The organism is Microbacterium protaetiae (assembly GCF_004135285.1).
Lineage (GTDB): Bacteria > Actinomycetota > Actinomycetes > Actinomycetales > Microbacteriaceae > Microbacterium > Microbacterium protaetiae.
Window position 1 is genome coordinate 1,020,390 of sequence record NZ_CP035494.1, and the last position, 13,717, is coordinate 1,034,106.

Annotated in this window: 11 protein-coding genes; 3 read left to right on the top strand and 8 right to left on the bottom strand. The window is 68.5% G+C overall.

Annotation, left to right across the window (positions count from 1 at the left end; genetic code table 11):
* Nucleotides 1-25 precede the first annotated feature (25 nt).
* From ET475_RS04660 to ET475_RS04690, 7 genes are all read right to left on the bottom strand, one after another.
* Nucleotides 26-1,309, bottom strand: a complete 1,284-nt coding sequence (locus ET475_RS04660; protein ID WP_129386476.1) for an MFS transporter — start codon at nucleotides 1,307-1,309, stop codon at nucleotides 26-28.
* Nucleotides 1,310-1,499: 190 nt separating this feature from the next.
* Entirely contained in the window at nucleotides 1,500-2,261 is a 762-nt protein-coding gene (locus ET475_RS04665) for a serine hydrolase (RefSeq protein WP_242497764.1), read from the bottom strand.
* Nucleotides 2,262-2,526: 265 nt separating this feature from the next.
* A complete protein-coding gene (locus ET475_RS04670) occupies nucleotides 2,527-4,491 on the bottom strand; it encodes a M13 family metallopeptidase (RefSeq protein WP_129386481.1) in 1,965 nt (654 codons plus the stop codon).
* Nucleotides 4,492-4,510: 19 nt separating this feature from the next.
* Nucleotides 4,511-6,247 carry a lipase family protein gene (locus ET475_RS04675; protein WP_242497765.1) on the bottom strand — a complete coding sequence of 579 codons (1,737 nt, stop codon included), beginning with the start codon at nucleotides 6,245-6,247 and terminating at the stop codon, nucleotides 4,511-4,513.
* 118 nt (nucleotides 6,248-6,365) lie between these two features.
* Nucleotides 6,366-7,199: a carbohydrate ABC transporter permease gene (locus tag ET475_RS04680; RefSeq protein WP_129386486.1), complete on the bottom strand. Its 834-nt coding sequence runs from the start codon at nucleotides 7,197-7,199 to the stop codon at nucleotides 6,366-6,368.
* A 1-nt stretch (nucleotide 7,200) separates the two neighbouring features.
* Entirely contained in the window at nucleotides 7,201-8,166 is a 966-nt protein-coding gene (locus ET475_RS04685; RefSeq protein WP_129386489.1) for a carbohydrate ABC transporter permease, read from the bottom strand.
* Between the two features lie 25 nt (nucleotides 8,167-8,191).
* Nucleotides 8,192-9,511, bottom strand: coding sequence for an ABC transporter substrate-binding protein (locus tag ET475_RS04690; protein ID WP_207205409.1), 1,320 nt, complete (start codon nucleotides 9,509-9,511; stop codon nucleotides 8,192-8,194).
* Nucleotides 9,512-9,804: 293 nt separating this feature from the next.
* Here ET475_RS04690 and ET475_RS04695 point away from each other — a divergent pair, with 293 nt between their 5' ends.
* Together ET475_RS04695 and ET475_RS04700 are read left to right on the top strand one after the other, a co-directional pair.
* Nucleotides 9,805-11,109 (top strand): MATE family efflux transporter, encoded by a 1,305-nt coding sequence (locus ET475_RS04695; protein WP_129393671.1) that lies wholly within the window; start codon nucleotides 9,805-9,807, stop codon nucleotides 11,107-11,109.
* 159 nt (nucleotides 11,110-11,268) lie between these two features.
* Nucleotides 11,269-11,565 carry a hypothetical protein gene (locus ET475_RS04700; protein ID WP_242497766.1) on the top strand — a complete coding sequence of 99 codons (297 nt, stop codon included), beginning with the start codon at nucleotides 11,269-11,271 and terminating at the stop codon, nucleotides 11,563-11,565.
* On the opposite strand, the gene ET475_RS04705 is transcribed toward ET475_RS04700, so the two are convergent.
* Nucleotides 11,566-12,249, bottom strand: coding sequence for a TrmH family RNA methyltransferase (locus tag ET475_RS04705; RefSeq protein WP_129386496.1), 684 nt, complete (start codon nucleotides 12,247-12,249; stop codon nucleotides 11,566-11,568). It lies immediately after the preceding gene.
* A gap of 191 nt (nucleotides 12,250-12,440) precedes the next feature.
* Between ET475_RS04705 and ET475_RS04710 the strand changes: the two genes are divergently transcribed.
* Nucleotides 12,441-13,709 carry an Nramp family divalent metal transporter gene (locus tag ET475_RS04710; protein ID WP_277985765.1) on the top strand — a complete coding sequence of 423 codons (1,269 nt, stop codon included), beginning with the start codon at nucleotides 12,441-12,443 and terminating at the stop codon, nucleotides 13,707-13,709.
* The last annotated feature ends 8 nt before the right edge of the window (nucleotides 13,710-13,717 follow it).

A 13,717-nucleotide genomic window follows, 5' to 3' on the forward strand; every position in this document is an offset into this window, starting at 1 on the left:
ACTCGTGACCGGAGCGACGCCGACGCTACCGGGTGCCGCGAATCGGCAGGATGAGGATGGCTCCGATCAGTCCCGCGATGGCGCCGGTGAGAAACAGCGCCGGGAAGTTCTGCGGGTTCGTCGCAGAGGCGCCGATGGCCAGCAGCACCGGAGCGACCGCCGGCACGAGCGACGACGGCAGCGACGACGCGAGACCCATGATGCCCATGTCCTTGGCGATGTCCTTCTGGTTCGGCAGGATCTCGCTGACCAGCGCGAGGTCGACCGCCATGTACACGCCCTGTCCGAGTCCGATGATGCCCATCGCGACCAGGAACATCGGGAAATCGTGGGCGAAGGTGACCACCACCAACCCCACCGCGAAGATGAGCGCCGCGGCCACGACGAACGGCTTGCGACGTCCGATGCGGTCGGAGATCTTGCCGGCAAGAGGCGCGAAGACGAGCGCGAACACGGTGAGGACCAGGGTCGAGAGGAACACGGCACCGGAGACTGTCTCGGGCGAGTAGCCCAGCGCGAGGATCAGGTAGAAGGCCTGGTAGGCCTGCACGGCGGCCACGCCGAAGAAGATCAGCAGTCGGCTCCACCATGCCCAGCCGAACGAGGGGTGCTTGACCGGGTTGACCCAGAACGTACCGAAGAAGTCGCGCGCGGTGAGGGTGGGGACCTCGGCCTTCGTGATGACGCGGTCGTTCAGCCGGATCGCCAGCAAGATGGCGCCGACCACCGCGATGCCCGCCGGGATGAGGAACTGGGCCAGCAGAGAGCCCGAGACGAGATTGGCCAGGAACAGGCCGATGACAGCGCCCACAGGCAGACTCAGTCCGACGAGGGCTGACGCCGGGCCACGGCGCTTGGGCTCGTACTGATCGGCGAGGATGGCCGTGCAGGCGACCATCACAGCCGCGGCGCCGAGCATCGTGAAGATGCCGCCGACCACGAGCATGCCGACGCCGGGCGCGGCATAGCTCACGGGCGCACCGATCGCGAACAGGATCGCGCCGAGGAACAGCAGCGGGCGACGCCGCCCGGTGCGCCAGGTGATGCGGTCGCTGACCCGGCCGAAGATCGGCGCGGCGATGAGCGCGCAGATGGCGCTGACGGCGACCGCGACCGACAGGATCGTCGTGGCGTTGTCCGGATCGATGAGGTTGGCCTTCAGCGTCAGAGTCAGCACGGCGGGGACGAGTTGCCCCATTCCCATGCCGATGGCAGCGAGGCCGAGGAAGAACAGGAACCCGCCGCGCGGATTCGGCCAGCTCTGTTCGGAGGTGTCGGTGTCCGCCGCAGCGGATGCAGGTGTGGTCATGCGAGTGGGCTTCCTTGCCGTCGGGTACGGCCATCGCGGCCGCTTCGCTCACATGTGTACCACGGTTCGGCGCATTTTGAAAGTCACTTTTGCTGAGTGAGATGACAGCACAGCCGCGCTGAGCGTCGATCCTTCGGGGCTTCGGCCCACGACAATCGCGCTCGGCGCGCAGCTGCAGCCGCATGGCCGGTCAGAACACGAACTCCATGAGCTCGACACCCAGCACCCGGAAGGCGTCGTGCGCGCGCAGCCGGTGTGAGATCGACAGATCGTCGAAGCACACCGTCAGCGCATACGACAGACCGGCCCGGGGGCCGGCGATCACGCCCGCCTCGGCGCGCACGCCCGGCGCCTGACCGGTCTTGTTGATGAACAGCAACCCGTGCTCGTCGTTGAAGTGGGCGAAAGGGTCCAGCCCCGTCGCCGAGGCCACCAGCGACAGATCGTGGTTCAGGCTCAGCCACTCGGCCACCTGGGCGCTCACGCCCGCACTGACGACCTCGGAGTTCACGAGGGCGGCGAACAGCTGTGCGAACTCACGCGTCGTGCCCAGCGCGACGTGCGGTGCGTCATCCGGCCCCCGCTTGTCACGGAAGCGGTCGAGCAGCGCCGTACGCGCCAGCCCCAGCTGCTCGATACGTGCTCGCACCGCCGGTAAGCCGACGCGCGTGATCAGGGCGTTGGCCGCGGTTCCGTCGCCGGCGGCGGCGGCGAGCACGGCGAGGTCGGCGACCGGCAGCGCCGGCGCCTTCAGGTGCTGCCACACTCCACCGCCCTCGACTCGGTCGACAGCGTTGCGGTCGACGATCTCGAGGGCGTCGAGGGTGCCCGCCTCGATCTGGGCCGCGACCTCGACCAGCAGCGGAACGACACCCAGACCTGCCACCGGCAGTGTGACGAAATCGTCGCCGCTGAGCACGGGCGTGCCGCGGTCGAGGTCGTCGATGCGCACCGAGACCTGCGCGCCCGAGCGGGCGAGTTCGTCCAGCGCCTTCAGCGTCGAGCTGAAGGTGCGTCTGCCGACTGCCGCCCTCCTCGGCAGTCGACTGTTTCCACGCCGCGTCCCCCGAAGCGGCGCCGTGTCCCGTTGGGGCTCTGGGGGCGTGCCCACTGGTGTCCTTCCACGATGTTCGAGGGGGATTCACGCGCGCTGCTGCGCGCGCGACTCTTCAATTGTCAGGCACGGGATGCCGCCGACCTGCCGTGACGGCGATTCGTCACCAGATCGTCACACGCTGATCGGCCGGCAGCCACAGCGTGTCGCTCTCGGTGACCTCGAACGCGTCGTAGAAAGCATCGACGTTGCGCACTATCTGGTTGCAGCGGAACTCGTTGGGCGAGTGCGGGTCGATCGTCAGCAGCCGGATGGTCTCGGCATCCCGCCCCTTCTGTCGCCACACCTGCGCCCAACTCAGGAACAGTCGTTGGATGCCGCTGAACCCGTCGATCTCGGGGGCTTGCGCGCCATCCAGCGACAGCGCATACGCCTTGATGGCGATGCCGAGCCCACCCAGGTCGCCGATGTTCTCGCCGATCGTGAGCGCACCGTTGACGTGGTGCTCCTCGCTCAGCCCGACCGGCACGAGCGCGTCGTATTGGGCGATGAGGTTCTTGGTGCGTTCCTCGAAGGCGGCGCGGTCGGCGTCGGTCCACCAGTCGGCGAGTTTGCCGTCGCCGTCGAACCGGCTGCCCTGGTCGTCGAACCCGTGCCCGATCTCGTGTCCGATGACCGAGCCGATGCCGCCGTAGTTGGCTGCGGCATCCCGCTGCGCATCGAAGAACGGGTACTGCAAGATCGCCGCCGGGAACACTATCTCGTTCATCAGCGGGTTGTAATAGGCATTGACCGTCTGCGGCGTCATGAACCACTCGTCGCGGTCGATCGGCTGCCCGACCTTGGCGAGCTGACGGTCATGCTCGAATGCGTGCGCACGACGGACGTTGCCGACCAGGTCGCCGGCGTCGATCTGCAGCGTCGAGTAGTCGCGCCAGCTCACCGGGTAGCCGATCTTCGGGGTGAACGAGTCGAGTTTGGCCAGGGCACGTTCGCGGGTGGAGGGGCTCATCCACTCCAGCGCCGAGATCGACGCGCGGTACGCCTCGATGAGGTGGGCGACCAGCTCGTCCATGGCCTCTTTCGCCGCCGGCGGGAAGTGCCGCTCGACGTAGACGCGGCCCACCGCCTCACCCAACGCCGCCTCGACGATGCCCACGCCGCGCTTCCAGCGCTCGCGGTTGACCGGCACCCCGGTCAGCTGCGTGCCGTAGAACGCGAAGTTCTCATCGACGAACGCGTCGGTGAGGAACGACGCGGCACCGTGCACGATCTTGAAGCGCAGCCACGCCTTCCAGTCGTCGAGACGCTCGGCGACCAGCAGCGAACCGAGCCCCTCGATGAAACTCGGCTGGCTCACGACGATCTCGGCGAATGCGTCATCGTGCCCGGCCGCGACCGCATCGCGCCACGGCGTCAGGTCGACGCCGGCCAGCTCCTGCACCTCGTCCCACGTCTTGAGGTTGTAGGTCTCGACGGCGTCACGGCTGCGCACGTTGTCCCAGTGGTGGGATGCGACCTCGGTCTCGAGGGCGAAGATCCGGTCTGCGGCATCGGCCGCCTCGGCGACGCCGGCCAGCTCGAGCAGACGCGCGATGTGCGCGCGGTAGGCGTCGCGGGTGTCGGCGAAGTTGTCGAGGCGAAAGTAGCTCTCGTCGGGCAGGGTGATGCCGCTCTGGATGAAGAAGGGCACGTAGCGCTCGGGGTTTCCCGGGTCGGGTTCGACGTACAGGTCGATGAGCCCGCCCACGCCGTCGCGCTCGAGACGGCCGACGGCCGCGAGAAAGGCAGGGATCGAATCGATGGCATCGACGGCGGCCAGCTGCGCGGCGATCGGCTCGGTGCCCAGCGCGGCGATGCGCTCGGTGTCCATGAAGCTCGCGTACAGATCGCCGATCTTGCGCGTCTCGGTGCCGGGCTCGGCGTTCTGCGACTCTTCGATGATGGCGCGCACGTCGATCTCGGCCTGCTCGGCGAGGAAATGGAACGAGCCCCAGCGCGCCTTGTCATCGGGGATCTCGGTGGACTCGATCCAGCTGCCGTTGACGTGGCGGAAAAGGTCGTCCTGCGGGCGGATGTCGGCGCTGAAAGCGCTCGTCTCCAGACCCGATCGGGAGGTTTCGGTCATGCGTTCCAGGATATGCCGCTCAGCCGCGGCGCTCGCATCCCGCAGCCACCGGAACCCCGTCGAACCGGTCGCGGGTCCACTGCATCAGCTCGGGCACGAGCGGAGAATCCGCGGCGACGAGCGCGAGGTGGTCCAGACCGGGATAGCTGCGGTAGTCGACCGCGCGGCCGGCCGCGCACAGGTCATCGACGTAGGCGCTTTGCGCGGCGGGAAGGATGATGGAATCGGCGCTCCCCTGCGCGATCAGCAGCGGCGCATCTCCCACGGCGGGGGGAATGTTCTGTGCCAGGCGGCGGGCGAACGGACCCGTTTCGGGGCTCTGGGCGAACAGCTCGGGATCGCGCGCGAGTCCCAGCAGCGTGAGCACCGAGACGGCGGTGCCTGGCTCGGCCAGGCACCGCGAGGCCAGCGCACGGACGGTGACCTCTGCTCCCGGGCGGATGTACTCGCGAAATGTCACATCCGGGTACGCGGCCGTATAGGCCGACGCCACGAAAGACCCGAAGATGCTGCCGCCCACCATGGTCTGGATGGTCTCGACGAAGGCGGGCAGATTGGCGGCGGGGGCCAGCGCGGCCACGCCCGACAACGGCACATCCGGCGCATACGAGCTCGCCAGAGCTCCCGTCCACAGCGCGCCTCCCCCACCCTGCGAATGCCCCCACACCACGGTCTGGTCGCCCAGGTGTGCGTCGGTCAGCTGCCGGGCTGCGCGCACGACATCGAGCGACGCGTGCGCGGTGGGCACCCCGATCAGGTAGGGATGCGGCCCGGCGGTACCCAGGCCGATGTCGTCGGTGGCCGTCAGCGCCCACCCGTTCTCGATGATCTGCGGCAGCAGGAACAATGCGCCCGATTCGAACGGGTGCTCCTGCAGCGACGGTGCGCACTGGCGCGCGAATCCGGTGGTGCCGTGGTTCCAGTCGATCACCGGCCAACGACCGTCGCCGTCGGGGACCACGACCAGACCACTCGCGACGGCTGCACGGTCGTCTTCGCCCGTCGTCGTGTACAGGATGCGCCACCCCCGTGCCCCGGCAGGCACGTCGCGCGTGAACGGCTCGGCGCGAATCAGCTGCCCGGGCTCGGAGGGCACTGTGCGCGGGGCCGCGTAGAAGTCATCGACGGCGATCGACCCACCGTGCAGAGCACTGCTGATTCCGGCCGCGGCCACCGCCACCACGACGGCCAGCACGGCGCCCAGCGTGCGCAGCCACCGCCGCGGCAGGCTGCGATTCGGGACGCCGCGGTTCGGGATGCCGCGGTTCGGTGCGCTGCCTGCTGTCCAGAGCCGCCACAGCCCGACCAGGCCGAGGATCACCAGGCGTGCACCGAAGACGACCGCCACCACGAGCAAGGTGACGTCGGGCCATGAGAGCGCCAGCACGCCGAACACGACGCCGGCCACTCCCAGCAGCGCGCGCGAGATCCGCTCGTCGGCACCGATCCGTCGCGAAAAGGCACCGACGACGGATGCCGCACCGTCGACGATCAGCGCGATCCCCACGAAAAGCGCCGTGGCGCGCACGGTGAGCCCCGGCAGTGCGAGCAGCACGGCGCCGACGACGATCCACGCCAGCCCGAGCGCGACGTGCCCACGACGGTTCTCGTCGACGAGCACGAGCACTCCGGTGAGTGCGAAGCCCGCACCGATGAGCAGGGCGAGCACCGCCAGAGACGTCGTCGGCCGCGTGATGATGGCCGCCCCGACGAGCAGCGCGAGCACCGATGCTGCGACGCGTGCCCAGCGCGGCATCCCTCTGCGCAATTCTCGGCCGAGCGCGGTTCTGCCTCCGACGTTCCGTCGCATCTACGCCTCCCCGTGAACAGTATCGGGCGAGGCCGACCAATGTCGGCGGGCGAATGCAGCGGCGTCAGCCCTTCACCGCCCCCGAGGTGAGCCCCGAGACCACCGAGCGGCGGAACACCAGGACGAGGATCGCGATGGGCACCACCGCGACCGCGCTGGCGGCGAAGATGGCGCCGTACGGAGTGACGTGTGCGTTGCCGAACAGGGCGATGCCGACCGGGATGGTGCGGAACTCGTCGGCGCTGTTGAACGACAGCGCCATGAGAAACTCGGTCCAGCAGGCGGTGAACGCGAAGATACCGGCGGTGAACAGCCCCGGCAGCGCCATCGGCAGCACGACCGACCACAACGTGCGCATCGCCGATGCTCCGTCGAGCCGCGCGTTCTCCTCCACTTCCTTGGGCACCCCGAGAAAGTAATTGCGCAGAATCCAGATGCCGAACGGCAGGTTCAGTGCCGTATACGGGATGATCAGCGCCTCATAGCTGTTCAGCCAGCCCACCGTGCGCATCAGCAGGTACAACGGTGCGATGAGTGCTATCAGCGGGAACACCGACAGCACCAGCAGCAGCACCATGATCGTGAAAGTGGCGCGCATCCCCAGCCGGGCCAGGGCGTAACCGGCCAGAGTGCCCAGCACGAGAACCAGCGCGGTCGCGGCGACCGAGACGATCACCGAGTTGAGGATGTAGCGGCCGAAGCCGTGGTCGACGAACGCGATGAGATAGTTCTCCACGCTCGCCGGCGAGGGGAACAGCTGGGGCGGCGCGGCCGAAACAGCCGCGGGCGTCTTGAAGCTCGTCGCGACCATCCAGTAGATCGGCGCCAGCACAAAGATCGCTATCACCGCCGTGCTGATCGCCAGTCCCCAGCGTCCGGCCGTCGTGCGCCTGCGCATGTCAGTCCTCGGTCTCCGACACCTGGGCGCGGACCACCCGCAGGAACAGCAGGCAGCCGATCACCACCAGGGCCGCGGTCGTGGTGGCCACGGCCGCGCCGGCCCCGAATTTCAGATCGCTGAACATGACCTGATACCCCAGGATCGCCAGCGACGTCGTCGCGTTCTGCGGCCCACCCTGGGTGAGCACGAACGGCAGGTCGAACACGCCGAATGCCTGCAGCACCCGGAACAACACAGCCAGCGCGATGGTCGGTCGCAGCAGCGGCACGGTGATCCGCCAGAACGTCTGCCAGCCCGTGCAGCCATCCATCTCTGCGGCTTCGTACACGTCGCGCGGCAGCATCACCAGCCCTGCCAGCACGATGATCGCGACGAACGGCGTCGTCTTCCAGACATCCGCGATCATCATCGCGACGATCGAGGATGCCGGAGTGCCCAGGATCACCGGCGAGCCCAGGCCCAACGACTGGAAGATGGCGTCGGCGATGCCGTTGGTCGGATCGTAGATGTAGCCCCACAGCGTGGCCGAGATCACCGTGATCAGCGACCACGGGATCAGCAGAATGGCCATCATCCACCCGCGGAAGACCTCGAGTCTCTCCAGCACCAACGCTATGAGCGTGCCCAAGACGAGTTCGACGGCCACGGTGATCACCGTGTAGCCGACGGTGAACACCAGCGCGTACTGCCAGACCGGCGCGGTGAAGATCGTGCCGTAGTTGTCGAGGGTGAACCCGTCGATCCGAAACCCGCTGCCCAGCACATTGACGTGGCTGAGGCTGAGCACCACCGAGAACACGACAGGGAAGACGGTGACCGCCCCGATCACGAAGAGCGCCGGCGCCGAGAACAGCCAGCCCAGGCGCGCCTGCGCACGGTGCAGCGCATCGGGACGATGGCGCGGCGGACGCGGCACCCGCGCGCGCGTGGCGCGGGTGCCTTCGGCCGTCTGCAGACCGGTCACGGTCAGCCTCGTCGGCGCGGGCCCGCTAAAGGCCGCCGGACAGTGCCGAATCGATCTGCTTGCTGGCCGTGGCTATCGCGCTCTTGGGCTGCGCCGAACCTGCCAGCACACCGTTGACGGCCGTGTAGATGGCCTTGCTCACCTGCGGGTAATCCGGCGTCTGCGCCGGCCGCGGAACCAGCTTTGTCTGCGACACGATCGCCAGCACCGGGTTCTTGCCCTGCACCGCCGATGAGGAACGCACGCTGGCGTTGGTCGGGATCTCGCTGAACTGTGTACCCAGCGTGGTCTGCGCGTCGGTGCCGGTCATCCACTGGATGAAGGTCAGGTCAGCGGCGATGTTCTTGCTGTGCGGGTTGACGTACAGGTTCCAGCCGCCGATGTTCGAGTACCCCGGGGTCGGCTGCCCCGCAAAGGTGGGCATCGGGGCCACGCCGACCTTGCCGACGACCTTCGAACCGCTGCCCTGTGACTGCCCGTACGCGTAGTCCCAGTTGCGCAGGAACAGCGCGTCACCGGCGACGAAAGCGTTCATCGCCTGCGTTTCCTGGTAGGTCGACGAGGCCTTGGGCGCTATACCGTCGGTCACCAACGACTGCTCGAACGTGAGTGCCTTCACCGCGGCATCCGAGTCGAGCGTCGAGGCGGTCTGGTCGTCGTTGAGCACGGTCCCGCCGGCGTCGGCCAGGAACTCCATGTAGTTGCAGGTCGCGCCCTCGTAGTCGGCACCCTGGAAGACGTAGCCGTACTTCACGTCGCCGGCTGCCTGCACCTTCTTCGCGTCAGAGACCAGCTGTTCCCAGGTGGTGGGCACCGACAGGCCCTCTTTCTTCAGCAGATCGCTGCGGTAATACAAGAAGCCCTGATCCTCGAAGAACGGGGCGCCGTACACCTGCTTCTGATAGGTGGCGCCGTCGACCAGACCCGACGCGAAGGTGTTCCAGTAACTCTGCGGCAGGTACTGCGACAGCGGCACGGCCAGCTGATGCGCGCCGAACTGGGCCGGCCAGATGACGTCGCCCATGTACACGTCGGGGCCGCCTCCGCCGGAGATCTGCGTCGTCAGCGTCGCGCGGTTCGTGTCGGTGTCGTTCGGGGCCGACTGCAGCGTGACGGTGATGCCCGGGTGCGCCTTCTCGAACGCGCTGATCAGGACCGTACGTGGATCGGTGCCGCTGGTGGTGATGGGGCTGGCCCACCAGGTGATGGTGCCCTTCTCGGCGTTGCCCGGTGCGGCGCTGGGGGTGCTGCCGGCGGCGTTGCCGGTCGAGCCACCCGAACCTCCACCGCCCGAGCCGCCGCTGCAGGCGCTCAGCCCCACCACCGCTGCTCCCGCGATCGCCACCACGGCGATCGTGCGAAGGGGCCGGGGACGACCGCGGGTTCCTTGACCGATCCATTGCGCATGCATGATGCACTCTCCTCGCGTGTGCGTTGCCTGTGTCGCGTCGAGTCGGGTATGAAAGACGGCCGGCGTGGCGAGGACGGACTGGAATCAGTTCGCACCCGCGACGCTAGTCGCGAGTGGACGCGACGGCTCGGGCTGTCAGGCTCCTCTGAACAGACGCCAAGCGAATGCGCATACTGGGCAGGCCGCAACCCTCCCCGTAGGCTCGGTATGTGAGCCCGGCCGACACGATGAACCGCGACATCCTGCGGCTCGCCGTTCCGGCGCTGGGCGCTCTCATCGCCGAGCCTCTGTTCCTGATCATCGATTCCGCGCTCGTCGGGCACCTGGGCGTCGTGCCGCTCGCGGCGTTGGGCGTGGCATCCGCGATTCTGCAGACGATCGTCGGGCTCATGGTGTTCCTGGCGTACTCGACCACCCCGGCGGTGGCCCGACGTTTCGGCGCCGGTGACCCGACGCGCGCCGTGTCGGTGGGCATCGACGGCATGTGGCTCGCCCTCGGGCTCGGGGCACTGCTGGCCCTGGCCGGCTACCTCGGCACGCCCGCGCTGGTCGGCATGTTCGGTGCGGGCGCCGACGTCGCCGCCGATGCCGAGGCCTATCTCGGTATCTCGATGTGGGGTCTTCCGGCGATGCTGATCGTCTTCGCCGCCACCGGGCTGCTGCGCGGAATGCAAGACACGGTGACGCCGCTGTGGATCGCCGGCACCGGTTTCGCAGCGAATGCACTGCTGAACTGGGCGTTCATCTACGGTCTCGGCTGGGGCATCTCCGGCTCGGCCGCCGGCACGGTCGTGGCGCAGTGGGCGATGGTCGGTGCGTATGTGGTGGTCGTGGGGCGGCTGGCGCACCGACATCGTGCCTCGGTACGTCCGCAACGCGAGGGCGTGCGCGGTTCGGCCCGCTCTGGCGTGTGGATGTTCCTGCGCACGGTCTCACTGCGACTGGCGCTGCTGTCGACGGTGGCGGTGGCAACGGCCTTCGGCACGCATGAGCTGGCCGGCTGGCAGGTCGCCTTCACGATGTTCTCGACCGCGGCGTTCGCCCTGGACGCTCTGGCCATCGCCGCGCAGGCGCTGATCGGCAAGGGGCTGGGTTCGGGCTCGACCAGCGAGGTGCGCCGCGTGCTCCGCCGCACGCTGGCGTGGGGAGCCTGGTTCGGGGTGATCGTGGGCGTCGTGATCGGCGGCTTGTCGGCGTGGATCGGGCTGGTGTTCACCGGCGACGCCGCGGTCGCGGCGATGGTACAGCCCGCGCTGATAGTACTCGCAGTGGCCCAGCCGATCTGCGGGATAGTGTTCGTGCTCGACGGCGTGCTCATCGGGGCCAACGACGCCCGCTACCTCGCAATCGCCGGCGGGCTCAACCTCGTCGTGTACGTGCCGGTGCTCATCGGGCTGTGGCTGTGGCATCCCGGTGGCGCGGCAGGACTGGCCTGGCTGGCGGTCGCGTTCTTCGGTGTCTACATGCTGGCGCGCCTGGTCACGCTGGGCTGGCGCATTCGCCGGCCCGCGTGGATGACGCAGCCGGCGTAGCTCGCACCCCCGTGGGCACCACGTGCGTGCGCGTGGACTTTTCCTCCCCAGCCTGCGCCCGTCACTCGCTCTCCACAGATCCGCCGCGTTCCGTACGGTCGTCACATGGTCGCCACACCATCGCTGGCAGAATCGGAACATCCGAGCGAGAATGAAGGGGTGCTGACTGTGAACGAACCTCAGGTATGGACGCTCATCGGCGTCTTTGCCGCTGGGCTGTTCGGCATGCTCACGCTCATGTCGACGATGTTCGTGCGGGTCGTGCGCAGCGAGATCAGCGGCGTGCGCAGCGAGGTCGGCAGTGTGCGCAGCGAAATCGCGAGCGTGCGCGATACGGTGACCGCCGAGATCGGCAGCGTCCGCGCCGAGATCCATCGCCTGGACCAACGTTTCGACACGCTCGACCGCGATGTGCAGGCGATCGCCAAGCGCGTGTTCGGCGCAGACCAGGCCTGATCAGGCCCAGCGCCGACACCATTCATACATGATCACCGCGGCCGCGGCGCTCGCATTCATCGACCGGGTGGAGCCGTACTGCGTGATCTCGACCACGGCCGACGCGGCATCCACTGCTTCTGGCGACAGCCCCGGCCCCTCTTGACCGAACAACAGCACGCACCGCTCGGGCAGCTCGGCGTCGTGCACCGGCACTGATCCGGGCACATTGTCGATGGCGATGATCGGCAAGGATGCGGCATCCGCCCACCGCGCGAAGGCGGCGACGTCTTCGTGGTGCTCGACGTGCTGGTAGCGGTCGGTGACCATGGCGCCGCGGCGGTTCCAACGGCGGCGCCCCACGATGTGCACGGTGTCGGCGAGAAACGCATTCGCGCTGCGCACAATCGACCCGATGTTCATGTCGTGCTGCCAGTTCTCGATGGCGACATGGAAGGGATGCCGCCGCGTGTCGAGCTCGGCAACGATGGCGTCCATGCTCCAGTACCGGTACCGGTCGATCACGTTGCGACGGTCGCCGTGCGCGAGCAGGTCTGGGTCGTAGCGCGGGTCGCTCGGCCACTGCGTCTCACCGCCCGGCCACGGCCCGACCCCGTGCGTGGGCGCTGGCCGGTCGCCCGCGGGCGCGGCGTCGCCGACCTGCTCGACGGGCTCGCTGCGGTCGGTCGTCGGCTCGTCGGTCACCGCTCCAGGCTAACCGCACATCGGCACCCGCGGCCCGCCCCGCCCCGCCCGCGCCGACTGGACGTGCGCGGCGACCCGGGGAGGAAACCCACCTTTCGGCGTACCGAAAACAGAGCTACGATTTCGGTATGCCGAAAGCGGTCCCGAGCGTCCCGAAGAGTGGGGAGGCGACACGCCGCATACGAGGGGCGGTGGCATCCCACGCGCCCGGCGCACCCGGCGCCACCCCGACCCGCGCCGGCGGGCGGGCGCCCTCGCCGAGCCGTCGGCGGGTATGGATGCTGGGCCCCGCCCTCGTCGCCGGCGTCGCCTACCTCGACCCCGGCAATGTCGCGAGCAACATGACCGCCGGCGCGAAGTACGGCTATCTGCTGGTCTGGGTCGTCGTGCTGGCCAACCTCATCGCGTGGCTCGTGCAGTACCTGTCCGCCAAGCTCGGCCTGGTCACCGGCCGCAGCCTGCCCGAAGTGCTCGGCCAGAGCATTCGCCGACCGTGGGCGCGGCGCACCTACTGGCTGCAGGCCGAGCTGGTCGCGATGGCGACCGATGTGGCCGAAGTGATCGGCGGCGCCATCGCCCTGCAGCTACTGTTCGGCCTGCCGCTGGTGTGGGGCGGAGCAGTCACCGCGCTCGTCTCGCTCGGGCTGCTGGTGGTGCAGACCCGCCACGGTGCGCGCACCTTCGAGTTCGTCATCATCGGGCTGGTCGCGGTGATCGCCGTCGGGTTCGTGGCCGGAGTGTTCGTGGCTCCGCCGTCGGCGGCGGGCGTTGCCGGGGGTCTGGTGCCACGGTTCGAGGGCTCGGGATCGCTGCTGCTGGCGGCATCCATTCTCGGGGCGACCGTCATGCCGCACGCGATCTATGCGCATTCCGCACTGACCCGCGACAGGTTCGGGGCAGACCCGACGCCGATCCCCCGTCTGCTGCGCGCCACCCGCTGGGACGTGTCGATCTCGATGCTCATCGCCGGAGCCGTGAACGTGGCCATCCTGCTGCTGGCCGCCGCCAATCTCGCCGGCGTCGCGGGCACCGACACACTGGCCGGCGCATACGCCGCCCTGCACGACGATCTGGGACCGGTCGTGGCGACCTTGTTCGCGGTGGGTCTGCTGGCCAGTGGCCTGGCCAGCACCTCGGTCGGCGCCTATGCCGGTGCCGAGATCATGCACGGACTGCTGTGCACCCGCATTCCACTGCTGGTGCGCCGGCTCGTCTCGATCATCCCCGCGCTGCTGCTGCTGGGCCTGGACGCCGACCCGACACAGGCCCTGGTCCTCAGCCAGGTCGTGCTCTCGTTCGGCATTCCGTTCGCGCTGATCCCCCTCGTCGTTCTCACCTCGCGAGGCACCTTGCTCGGCCGGTTCCGCAACCGTGTCACCACGACGGTGCTCGGTGCCGCGGCATCCCTCGCTCTCGTGGTTCTCAACGGGATGCTGGTGCTTCTGCTGGCCGCCGAGTGACGCTCTAC

Excerpts from the sequence above, each read along its gene's own strand:
- ET475_RS04675 (WP_242497765.1), bottom strand. The coding sequence starts at position 6,247 with ATGCCGCGCTGGGCACGCGTCGCAGCATCGGTGCTCGCGCTGCTCGTC.
- ET475_RS04680 (WP_129386486.1), bottom strand. The coding sequence starts at position 7,199 with ATGCGCAGGCGCACGACGGCCGGACGCTGGGGACTGGCGATCAGCACG.
- ET475_RS04670 (WP_129386481.1), bottom strand. The coding sequence starts at position 4,491 with ATGACCGAAACCTCCCGATCGGGTCTGGAGACGAGCGCTTTCAGCGCC.
- ET475_RS04695 (WP_129393671.1), top strand. The coding sequence starts at position 9,805 with ATGAACCGCGACATCCTGCGGCTCGCCGTTCCGGCGCTGGGCGCTCTC.
- ET475_RS04660 (WP_129386476.1), bottom strand. The coding sequence starts at position 1,309 with ATGACCACACCTGCATCCGCTGCGGCGGACACCGACACCTCCGAACAG.